Annotated in this window: 10 protein-coding genes; 6 read left to right on the forward strand and 4 right to left on the reverse strand. The window is 43.7% G+C overall.

The window, feature by feature from the left end; translation table 11 throughout:
* Positions 1–16: 16 nt before the first annotated feature.
* Positions 17–787, reverse strand: a complete 771-nt coding sequence (locus tag ACFSVM_RS19600; RefSeq protein ID WP_076315328.1) for an SDR family NAD(P)-dependent oxidoreductase — start codon at positions 785–787, stop codon at positions 17–19.
* Between the two features lie 171 nt (positions 788–958).
* On the opposite strand from ACFSVM_RS19600, the gene ACFSVM_RS19605 reads away from it, so the two are divergent.
* Positions 959–1,546: a TetR/AcrR family transcriptional regulator gene (locus tag ACFSVM_RS19605; protein WP_379264022.1), complete on the forward strand. Its 588-nt coding sequence runs from the start codon at positions 959–961 to the stop codon at positions 1,544–1,546.
* 121 nt (positions 1,547–1,667) lie between these two features.
* On the opposite strand, the gene ACFSVM_RS19610 is transcribed toward ACFSVM_RS19605, so the two are convergent.
* Positions 1,668–2,591: an ArsR/SmtB family transcription factor gene (locus ACFSVM_RS19610; protein WP_076315330.1), complete on the reverse strand. Its 924-nt coding sequence runs from the start codon at positions 2,589–2,591 to the stop codon at positions 1,668–1,670.
* A gap of 404 nt (positions 2,592–2,995) precedes the next feature.
* On the opposite strand from ACFSVM_RS19610, the gene ACFSVM_RS19615 reads away from it, so the two are divergent.
* From ACFSVM_RS19615 to ACFSVM_RS19630, 4 genes are all read left to right on the forward strand, one after another.
* Positions 2,996–3,970 (forward strand): glycoside hydrolase family 43 protein, encoded by a 975-nt coding sequence (locus ACFSVM_RS19615; protein WP_076315331.1) that lies wholly within the window; start codon positions 2,996–2,998, stop codon positions 3,968–3,970.
* A gap of 268 nt (positions 3,971–4,238) precedes the next feature.
* Positions 4,239–5,480 (forward strand): extracellular solute-binding protein, encoded by a 1,242-nt coding sequence (locus tag ACFSVM_RS19620; protein WP_379264025.1) that lies wholly within the window; start codon positions 4,239–4,241, stop codon positions 5,478–5,480.
* Between the two features lie 138 nt (positions 5,481–5,618).
* Positions 5,619–6,494 carry a carbohydrate ABC transporter permease gene (locus ACFSVM_RS19625; protein ID WP_076315333.1) on the forward strand — a complete coding sequence of 292 codons (876 nt, stop codon included), beginning with the start codon at positions 5,619–5,621 and terminating at the stop codon, positions 6,492–6,494.
* A 32-nt stretch (positions 6,495–6,526) separates the two neighbouring features.
* Positions 6,527–7,372: a carbohydrate ABC transporter permease gene (locus ACFSVM_RS19630; RefSeq protein ID WP_076315334.1), complete on the forward strand. Its 846-nt coding sequence runs from the start codon at positions 6,527–6,529 to the stop codon at positions 7,370–7,372.
* 104 nt (positions 7,373–7,476) lie between these two features.
* Here ACFSVM_RS19630 and ACFSVM_RS19635 read toward each other — a convergent pair whose 3' ends face one another.
* Entirely contained in the window at positions 7,477–7,836 is a 360-nt protein-coding gene (locus tag ACFSVM_RS19635; RefSeq protein ID WP_076315335.1) for a hypothetical protein, read from the reverse strand.
* Between the two features lie 211 nt (positions 7,837–8,047).
* The gene (locus tag ACFSVM_RS19640; RefSeq protein WP_379264029.1) at positions 8,048–9,757 is read right to left on the reverse strand and encodes a glycoside hydrolase family 13 protein; all 1,710 of its coding nucleotides are present in this window, start codon (positions 9,755–9,757) and stop codon (positions 8,048–8,050) included.
* 213 nt (positions 9,758–9,970) lie between these two features.
* Between ACFSVM_RS19640 and ACFSVM_RS19645 the strand changes: the two genes are divergently transcribed.
* Complete coding sequence (locus tag ACFSVM_RS19645; protein WP_379264031.1) at positions 9,971–11,686, forward strand: spore germination protein; 1,716 nt, start codon at positions 9,971–9,973, stop codon at positions 11,684–11,686.
* Positions 11,687–11,695 lie beyond the last annotated feature (9 nt).

An 11,695-nucleotide genomic window follows, 5' to 3' on the forward strand; every position in this document is an offset into this window, starting at 1 on the left:
CCTCTGTACATGAAGATTAACGGGAGGTATACCCTGCATCCGCGTGAATGGTTGTACCCGTAATATAGGAAGCAGCATCAGATGCCAGCCATAGACTCGCCTGAGCAATTTCACCTGGTTGTCCAAAACGGTTAAGCAAGCTCAGCTGAGGCGCATATTCTTCTTCAGTGAACCCGAATTGTTCTAATGCACCGCGAAGCATAGGAGTATCGATTGCACCGGGGGCTACCGAGTTTACACGGATATTTTGAGCGCCATATTCCAGTGCAGCGACTTTGGTCATGCCGACAACTCCGTGCTTGGCTGCAACGTAAGCAATGTTGTTCGGTTGAGGACGGTAACCGCTTACGGATGAAATGTTGATGATGGAACCGCCATTCCCTTGTTTGACAAGCTGCTGCAGTTCATACTTCATGCATAGAGCAGCGCCTTTAAGATCGACGGCCATTAACCGATCCCAATAAGCTTCATCAAATTCAGCCGCCGGCTTGTCGTCAGGTGTTAGTGCTGCGTTGTTGACTGCAACATCTAGCTTGCCATAAGTATCAACTGTAAACTTGACCATGGCTTGTACTTGCTCCGAATTGGAAACGTCAACTTTGACGAAGGCTGCTTCGCCGCCGTCTGCTATGATGGACTCGGCTACTGCACGTCCTTTTTCTTCGTTAAAATCTGCAATGACGACCTTTGCTTTGGCTTCAGCAAATAGTCTGGCCGTGGCTTCGCCCATGCCCATAGCGGCGCCTGTGACGATGGCTACTTTACCTTCTAATACAGGGAATGTCATATATATGCCTCCTAGTAATCGCTTTATCTTCTCTTCGTCTTCACTATATATGGAGAAATTGTGACTATCAATGAACAGTCATTCCTAGTGTGTTTGTTACTGTACAAATTCTTACTCTTTGTATAGTGTGATTTTCAAATCATGTATTTATAAGAACCGAGGTGCCATACCATGACGGGAATAGATAAGCGTGTCCAGCGCTCGAAGGATGCGATCAAACAAACTTGTCTGGACCTATTGTTCCACAAACCGTTTGACCAGATTACAATTTCTGAAATTGTGCGTATTGCAAATTATAATCGAGGAACCTTTTACGCTAATTTCGAAACGAAGGAAGATCTGCTTGAGGAAATCATTCAGGATGTCCTTGATGAGATGGTTCATCAGATAAGGCACCCTTACAAATCCGATATAAAAGTGAATCTCAATGAAATGCCAACCGAGGATATTACCTTGTTCTCGTACTTCAAAAACAATGCAAAGCTATATAAAATGCTGCTGAGTGACCATATTCGGGTGGATTTTCGTTATCGTATGGCGAAGGCCATCGAGGAGCTGTTTATTATGGAGTATAGTTATGAGCTGGAAGAAGGTGCCCACGTGGATCTGAAGTGGTTATACATTTTCCGAGCACACGGTATAGCTGGTTTTATTATTCGCTGGATCGAAGAGGGGTTCAAGGAATCTCCGGAGTATATGTCTGAGCAGATTGTGGAGCTGATGCTTGTATCGACCAAGACCTTTTATGTAAAAAAGTAAATGAAGGTTATCTGACATCGTGCAGATGGGAGAAGGCATAAAAAAGACATCGAGCTTTGCATGATCATTGCAAAGTCTATCGATGTCTTTCTGCTTGGTAGAGAAGCGGTTCTACAATTTATTATTCCGGTTTCTCGGTATTCGTGGTGTAGTACAGGCGGAAGATGATGTCTTGATTATGATTACCGAAGCCGGAGCCAAACAGTGTCACACCGCCAATATGCTCAGCATCTTCTTTGACAGCAATGCGGAAGGACCAATAGCTGTTGCGGATGCCAATATCATCAATCGTGACATCCGACAACTTGATGCCATCCATGAAAGTGCCTTCTTTTTTAATAATGAGATGCTTCAGTAAACCGTACTGATTGACACTCTCAAACCACCAAGGCGGGTTCAGCTTGCCTTTGCCCCCGAAATCTCCAGGGCTTGTCCACATTCCTACCTCAACACCATTTACAATGAACGTAATATCCGATGGCCAGTGATTATTGGTAAGCGGAGCTTCAGAAGAAATCTCCATTGAGATTTCCAGTTCTTCCGGAACCTCATCACCCATCAGATAGTTTGGAATTTTATACTCGACATAACCTTGTCCGAACCACAATATTTTGGCATTGAGACGATCCGGATCGAGAAAATAGCGTGGATCATCAAAGATTCCGATGACGGAGTCCCGGGTGCAAATTCCACAGGTAGGCTGGATCTGTACATCAGTAAAGTGACCAATGGATACTTCGGTTTTGCGAATCTCTCTTGGAATGACATCCTTGATCGGGAATGCGATTTCAAGATTGTCCATGCTGAGGGAGCATACCTTCTGGGCAGCGCCGCCTTTACCAGGAGCCATCGTTGATTCAATGATTCCGGCCTTCTCCAATTTCTTTACATGCATAGTCATGATCGCACTGCTAAGCCCTAGCGCTTCTGCCAATTCCTTAATGTTCATTGATTTCTGTGACAGGAGATGAACGATTTGAATTCGTACATTACTAGAGATCGCCTCAAATATATGCAAATTCTGTTCAGCTAATTCAATTCTCAATGTTATTCCTCCGAACGGCGATGATTTATTAATGTATATGTAAATCATACATGTAGAACTTTATAATATATGATTCTCCGCACGTTCACAAGGTATTATTCAACTAATGGAGAGAAGATAACCTGCTGTCAATGCGATGAAAGTAAGGATTACTTGCGCTAAAGCAGCTGTTTGTCCAGCAGTTAAATGAAATAAAAAGAATGAGACTGTTTAAAAGCACGGAGATATACAAACTGTTTTCTAAGTAGAAATCAAGAAAAGATTAAGTTATATGTAAATGAATAATGAAAATGTAATTGACAGAAGGAAAAATTCATTCTAATATTTAGGTGAATTAATGAATGTATTTATGAATTGATAAACAATTGTGTAAATCAATACGATGAGACAGGAGATTGACATCCATGGGAAATGAAATTCAATTTGTTAACCCTATTATACCTCAACGGGCTGATCCTTGGGTATACAAACATTCAGATGGCTATTATTATTTTACAGGCTCCGTTCCCGAATATGACAGAATCGAAGTTCGCAGAGCGAAGACGATTCAGGAGCTGGGAGAGGCCGAGCCGGTTGTAGTATGGCGCAAATATGATGAGGGCATGATGAGCGCAAATATATGGGCTCCCGAAATTCACTTCATAGATAATAAGTGGTATATCTACTTTGCTGCAGCCAGAACAACAGAGACAGTAGAAGGTCTGTTCGATCATCGGATGTTTGTCTTGGAGAACGCTTCAGAGAATCCTTTAGAAGGCGAATGGACAGAGAAGGGCCAGATCAAGACCAAGTGGGAATCCTTTGCACTGGATGCTACGTCTTTTGAGCACAAAGGTAAGCGCTATCTCGTGTGGGCTCAGAAGGACCCTGATATTGTCGGCAACTCCAATCTTTATATTGCTCAGATGGAGAATCCATGGACTCTTAAAGGAGAACAGGTTATGATTGCCGAGCCGACTCATGATTGGGAGAAGATCGGATTCCTAGTAAATGAAGGAGCTGCGGTGATACATAGAAATGGAAGAATTATCATCTCCTTCTCAGCGAGTGCTACAGACCATAATTATGCTATGGGATTGATCTATGCAGATGAAGACAGCGATCTTCTGTCTCCAGACAGCTGGACTAAGCTGCCTGATCCTGTGTTTGTTACGAATGAAGAGACAGGACAATACGGACCGGGGCATAACAGCTTCACTGTTTCTCCGGATGGGTCTCAGGATATCATTATTTATCATGCAAGAAACTATAAAGAGGTTGAAGGGGATCCTTTGTACGATCCGAACCGTCATGCACGCGCCCAAGTATTCGGCTGGAACGAAGACGGGCTTCCGGACTTTGGTGTTCCTGTTCCCGATGGTGGAGTAGTAAGCCGCTAAACCAGCGGCTTACAAATAAATTTGCGCGGTTTGGATAAAAGTGGTTGACAATGAAAGCGCTATGAATTATGATATGTTTACAAAAACATTAATGATTAATGTAAATGTTATTAATGTTTTTCATGCCTGTACGGGAGCACTCCTAGGCAAGCTCCTCCACAGCAGATCAGCAAGTCTGAAAGTTAAAGTAAAAGGCAGCCCATGATTTAAATCTTTGAATACGGTTTCATGAAAACATTGATTTTGAAAAGCACTGGGGGGTTCTTAAATGAATCGTAAAAAAGGTCTTTTGACAATTGTTTCTATGCTCCTGTTGGTTATCGTACTTGCTGGCTGCAGCAGTGACGATAAGAACACCATTACTTTTTGGACACCGCTGACTGGTGAAGACGGGGCTTATATGGATCAGCTCGTGAAAGAATATAATGCGACTGAGCCAGAAATGAAAGTGAAGCATGTAATTACCTCTGACATGTATACGAAATTATCCACAGTAATTAACTCCGGTAAAGGGATTCCAGATTTGGCGATTATCCATGCTGACCGCGTACCTGGATATGTGAAGCAGAATGTACTTGAGCCGATGACAGGCATCCTGTCCGCGCAGCCTGAAATTAACGAAAGCAACTACCTGCCTCAAGCATGGTCAACAGGTACGATCGATGGAACACAATACACAGTACCTCTGGATATCCACGCTAACGTAATGTACTACAATAAGGATTTGCTTGCGAAGTACGGTGCTGAATCCTTCCTTGACGATAACAATGTAACAGTCGAAGAAATCCTGTCTCTTCAAGGGAAAATGGAAGAAGGAGATTATGTCGTCAATGATGCACTTCTGGGATGGGCTATGCTTGGACAGCTGCAGAACTTAGGCGGCGATGTACAACAAGATGGTCAGCCAGCAATAAATACACCTGAGATGAAGCAAGCGTATGAATCCGTTAAGCAAATTGCAGATGCAGGTCTGATGACACCATTTGGTGAAGATGGTTACCTAATGTTCCAGTCCGGCAACGTTCTCTTCTCCACAGATGGAACATGGAGCTCGACTGCTCACGCAGGTGTGGAAGGCTTGAACTTCGGTGTGACGAACGTATACTCTGCAAGCCCTGATAAATTTACAAACCGTTCTTCTTCCCACTTGTTCGCGATGCTGACTAACGAAGCTAGAACAGATGAGAAGGAAGCAGGAATCGGCAGCTTCCTGGAGTTCATTCGCCAGAACTCCATTGAGTGGGCCAAAGCAGGACAGATCGTAGCAAGTAAGCAAGTATTTGAAAGTCCTGAATACCAAGATTATATGCAATCCTTCTTTACAACAGATGAGAAGCAAATTGAATCTCTGTACATCTACACCTATGAATATTATCCGTATGTAGCTGAAGTCGTTGATAAGTATTCTAATGATATCATTCGAGGCGCTGCAGATATGGATGAAACCCTACAGACGATGCAAAAAGAAGTTGAAGATAAAATTGCTCAAGGCAGCACCGGGGCTCAGTAAAACAAACGACTAAACAAGAATATATAGATGAACTGAAGATGACTCAGGGTTCAACATTCATCTTTAGTACATCGATTTAGTACAAAGTAATGTGCCATTTATGGCACATTACTTTTCCAAAAGGAGAATTGAAAGGCTATGAAGAAGAGATCCTTTGCCCCTGTTTTCTTTGTTGGGCCCCATCTTATACTATTTCTAATATTTATTCTGATACCGACGATCTACGGTATTTATGCTTCATTTACTCAGTGGAATTTAATCAATGACCCGGTTTGGGTTGGTCTTGATAACTATAAAACGATTCTTTTTGATAGTGAATCTACATTTAATTATCAGTTTTATAATGGTTTGAAGAATACACTGCTGTTTGTTCTTTTAAGTGTTCCAATCTTGATCGTAATCCCTCTGATGATTGCTGTGGCACTGGAGCATAAAAAAGTGAAATTGAAGGGAACTATTCAATCGATCATTTATATTCCAGGCCTCATTTCTATTTCTGCAGCTGCGCTGATCTGGTCTCTAATATTCAATAAGCAGTTAGGGGTTACAGGTAATGTATTCGGATCGGAGACGGTCTGGGCCACAACTCAGCCATACGCTTGGATTATTATCATCGTCATTACGGTTTGGGGCGGAGTTGGAGGTAACATGATTATCTACCGTGCCTCTATTAATGGTGTTTCCAAGGATTTGTACGAAGCTGCTGAGATGGACGGGGCAGGTTCTATTCGTAGATTTTTCAGCATAACGTTGCCGTCTATTCGTTTCCCGCTCATTTATACCTTTGTTATGACAACTGCCGGCTCCTTTAACGTATTTGGTCAGCCGCTCATGATGACTGACGGCGGACCGCAGCAGAGCACACACGTACTTATGATGTATATCAGACAACTCGCATTCGGTTCAGGTGAATCCTTGGCTGGTATGGCATCTGCTATGGCAGTGCTGCTGGGTCTCGTTATTTTGGTTATTTCGGCATTGCAATATTATGTAATGAACCGAAATGCGAACTAGGAAGTGGATACGGAAGGGGCAGATGGTTCAAAATGAAAAAGAAAATCAATATTTCGAAATATATATCGTACCTATTTCTTATAGCGATTTGTGTCATTTGGGCGATTCCTGTTCTATTTGGGATTACGACATCGTTTCGTTCCCAGACGGAAGTGGTTTCGACCGGCTTCAGATTGCTGCCGGTTGACTGGGACTTCAATAACTATGTGACCATATTGGAGAATACGTCTACTGCTCCGATCTTGCGCTGGTTAATGAACTCTTTATTTATTGCGATTTCGCACACAGCACTCGTTATTGTCATTATCTCGATCACAGGTTATGGCTATACACGCATGAACTTTAAGGGAAGGGACGCCTTGTTCTTTACCTTGCTCGGGATTTCGTTCTTCCCAGCGGTCGTAAACCTGATTCCTTCTTACAAGATCATTGAAACGCTTGGCTGGGTAAATACCGCATGGGCCATGATTATTCCCGGTCTTGCGGGGATGGGAAATATCTTCCTGGTAAGACAATTTATGAAGGGTATTCCAAATGACCTGGATGAATCCGCACGCGTGGATGGAGCAGGTGATTTTAGAATCTACTTCTCCGTCATTCTGCCATTAGTTAAACCGGTATTGGTCGTTTGCGGCTTGTTCTCATTCATTGGTTCCTGGAATGACTTCCTATGGCCAGTTATCGTATATACGGATGTTGAGAAAATGCCGATTACTGCGGGCTTGCTCTTGCTTCAAGATATTTATGGTAACTATCGCTTGATTGGACAACTCATGGGATCTGCAATGCTTGCGATCATTCCTACACTCATCTTGTTTATCTTTGCACAGAAATACTTTATGCAGTCCATTAACCTGAACTCAGGTATTAAAGGTTGATCGAGAAGACTGCTGTATAGGACACTGTTCAAGTCCGATTCAAAGTCCAAGCGAAAAGAAGCTTTCTCCATAACGGAGAAGGCTTCTTTTCGCTTGATCTATTATTATCCCAGATAGATATCTCTTGGAGCACATTCTTTTATCGTCTTCTGGTTAACCCGGAGCTCCTCGATGTAGGAGTCAATAATATGCCCTAATTTCTTTACAATTTCTTTCTTGGTTTGATGTATGTAATCCTCAGAACAGAACGCCGAGCAGACGATGGTTCCATTCGCATAAGATTTAGTATCCATGGTGATCGTATTTAGTTTCTCCTTATATAATCTTTTGACAGGTCCGTTCTCTTCCCGGATTTCGTAATAACGGTTTGTCTCAATAAGCAGCTTCCAGGGAATCACAAGCAGTTTGAATTGATCTTTTTTTAACTCAGCAGATATTTTATAGATTTGAATAGGTGTGCTCATCGTGGATTAAAACCTCCTTATATCGAAACAAGACCCTTTTTATTTCATTTGCATATTAAGATCTATTAATATGGAAATTATATCATCTTGAAGGATCATATCCCAATGTAATATATGGTAATCTACGGTTTTCTATATGAGCTGTTGAAACGTCGAAAGCAGCCCAATCCGAAAACTAAGAGCTGCTCTCTTATTCATCAAATAGAGGGAATCAGTGAAGTGAAGGTGCCAGCACAATAGCCTCATACGGCTTAAGAACACCACTCTTGAGATCAATCATTTCATTAGGTTCTTTGTAATTCCCTATAAGTAGGCGGGGATCCGCGAGTCGTTCTATATCATTCGAATCAAGGGAGTAAGCGGCTTCTTCCTCTGAGAAGTTAAGCAGAACGAGCCAAGTCTGATCCTCGAATAAACGCAGATACGCAAAAACTTGAGGATGATCGGTTAGAATTGCCTTATACTCTCCGTAGGTGAGTGCAGCATGGTTTTTACGAATATTAATAAGCTGTCGATAATAATTTAATACGGAATAGGGATCTGAGTCCTGTTCCTTGACATTAACCTCCTTGTAATTCGGGTTTACTGGAAGCCAAGGCTCTCCCGTAGTAAATCCAGCATGAATGCTCTCGTCCCACTGCATAGGGGTCCGTGCGTGATCTCTTGCTTTTCTTCGAATTCGCTGCATGATCTTCTCTTCATCTTCTCCTCGTTCATTGACCATGACATCGTAATAGGCAATTGCCTGCTGTTCTTTGATATCATCAATCGAATGAAGCTTAGGATTGTTGGTCATTCCCAGCTCATCACCCTGCAGCATAAAAGGGGTTCCTTTTAACGTATGCAGCATGGTACCAATCATTTTCGCGGATTGAATCCTGTATTTACCGGGATGACCAAAGGAATTAACCAGCCGGGGCTGATCGTGATTGCTGAAGTAAAGACCAAACCATCCGCCTGGGTCGCCCACGTTATTTTGCCATTTCTGCATGACCTCCCGCAGCTCATCAAGCGTCCATTCCTTTTGTTGAAATTCATCCTCCGGAAGATTACCGAGCGTAGTGGCTTCAGGAGAGATCACCATGGACAATTCTCTGCGATCCGGGTGTGTGTAGTCGAGTACATCCTGCTCACTGATATAGGACATTTCACCTGCAGTGAAGATATCGTAATGAGAGAACACTTTTTCATGCATTTCCTGCAAATAATCGTGAATATTTGGTCCATTCTTAATGAAGGGCTCACCGTTCGATTGCAGTCTGGTCAGATCCGAATCAGGGAAAGTCTGATCCTTCGAGATCGCATTCACTGCATCGATACGAAATCCGTCAATGCCTTTATCCAGCCAGAACCGCATCATCTTATACATACTGTGGCGCAGATCAGGATTGTCCCAATTCAGATCCGGCTGAGTCGAGTTATAGAGATGCATATAGTATTCCTCGTTCTCCTCATCAAAGGTCCATGCAGACTTGCCAAGATAAGAAGTCCAGTTGTTAGGGGGGCCGCCGTCTGCTCCGGCAGGTCTCCAAATGTAGTAATTCCGGTAACGACTATGCTTGTCAGCGCGTGATTCTCTGAACCAGGGATGCTGATCGGAAGTATGGTTTAAGACCAGATCCATGAGAAGTCCCATCTCTCTGTTATGAACCTCCTCCAGCAGCAGATCAAAATCACTCATCGTTCCGTATTCAGGCTGGATCGCATAATAGTCGGTAATGTCATAGCCATGATCAATGTCCGGCGATTTATAGATGGGGTTCAGCCAAAGGGCGGTTACTCCTAAACTCTGCAGATAATCCAGCTTGGAGATAATCCCAGGCAGATCTCCGATCCCATCCCCGTTACTGTCTTTAAAGCTGCGCGGATAAATTTCATATATGATGTTTTGCTTCCAGGCTTTTTTGTACTTGATATGCATGTAATACCCCTTTCCAATTCAATTGAGTATTGCATAGAGTTAATACCCGAAAATGAACAGGAAAAATCGTCAATGGTACGGCCGGCAGATTTGAAACGGCTGTCTTTTGGATGCCCAGAGGGTGTCACCTTCCACATAAAGAATGATTATGAGAGATTGGGGTTAAAATACAATCGATCCTTTACAATCCATCACAGCAGGGAGTTTTTTATATTGTGGGAAACCCTATTGTCCTATTTCCCAGACGGGGGAATATGGATTCAGGCGGCTGTCGTATTCGTCCTTCCCGTTGTAATGATGAAGGCTGCTGCTGACCTTAACCGTAAAGTGAAAGCAACGAACCGGAGCAAGAAGGCGAACAACTCCTCCGGGCAAGTAAGCAGCTCTCCCGAACAAGACAACAGTTCTGGTCAGGGCAAAGAAGCTGGTCAGACGCAGGAATTCAATCAGCAGCTTACAGGGGACTATAATTCGGATATTCAGCTTATACAAAAGAGCATCGGTAACAATGCAGACGTGCATATCAGGGAATTTGTCATTAAAGGCTTGAACAATCGTGCTGCCATTATCTATGTAGACGGTCTGACAGATCCTGATCTGATCAACACTCATGTCCTTTCTCCGCTGATGAGGGATGGGATACCCCAAACGGAAGCAGAGAGACTTCATTCGAGTGAGGATTTGGAAAAATATTTGCAGCAAAAGCAGCTTCCGGTCATAGGAATGATGGAATCCAAACAGCTCGGTGTAACCATAGAAAAGATGCTGTCAGGTTATGCGGGATTGCTTGTTGACGGAGCCTGCGGCGTAATGATTGTGGGTTCACCCAAAGGCAAGCAGCGAAGCGCTGAGGAGCCTTTGTCAGAGGCACTGCTTCGAGGTCCGAGAGTCGGCTTTACAGAGAAATTGAATGAGAATACAGCACTCTTGCGGCTGCATGGCCGAAACAGCAGTCTCCAAATTACCCAGCTCGAAGTAGGAAATCGTGTGAAGAAGGATATAGTCATCGCTTATATGAACGATATTGCTGATTCCCAGCTGGTAGAAGAAGTTCAGAAACGAATCGAACAAATCAGCATTGATGACCCGCTCGAATCGGGGTATATTGAGCAGCTGATTGAAGACAACTGGCTCAGCCCCTTTCAACAGACCCAAAATACGGAAAGGCCGGACAGAGTCATTGGTGCCCTATTGGAGGGACGTGTCGCTATTCTTCTGGATGGAACTCCATTTGCCTTAATCGTTCCAGTATCCTTCAGTATGCTGCTGCAGTCGCCGGAGGATTATTATGAACGCTGGGTTTGGGGAACTTTTATCAGGCTCGTTCGCTATTTGGCTGCTCTTATCGCTTTGCTTGGACCTGCGATGTATATCTCTTTTATATCGTTTCATCCGGGGCTTATTCCTACCAAGCTGGCACTCACCATTATTAATACCAGGGCTGGTGTTCCCTTTCCTTCGATCATTGAAGCGCTGATCATGGAGGTCGCTATTGAGATTCTAAGAGAAGCAGGAATACGACTGCCCAAACCGGTCGGACCCGCGATGGGTATCGTAGGCGGTCTTATTATCGGGGAAGCAGCCGTTCAGGCCGGCATTGTCAGTCCGTTTCTGGTCATTGTCGTAGCAGTAACAGCGATATCCTCCTTCTCTATTCCGATGTATAGCGCCGGCATTATCATCCGAGTGCTCCGTTTTGGAGCCATGTTCAGCGCAGCTCTGTTCGGACTATTTGGGGTGATCATGTTCTTTTTGCTGCTGTGCAGTCATCTTGTAAAACTCAAGAGCTTTGGTGTTCCATATACCGCCCCGGTAATCTCCTACAAGCCGACTGACTGGAAGGACTTTATCATTCGAGCCCCCATGTTCATGATGAGCAAGAGGCCCAGCATGACGAGGGGGCGGGACAGGGATCGCATGAAATCATAAACTTTGGCG

The sequence above is a fragment of the Paenibacillus shunpengii genome (assembly GCF_042684905.1).
GTDB lineage: Bacteria > Bacillota > Bacilli > Paenibacillales > Paenibacillaceae > Paenibacillus > Paenibacillus shunpengii.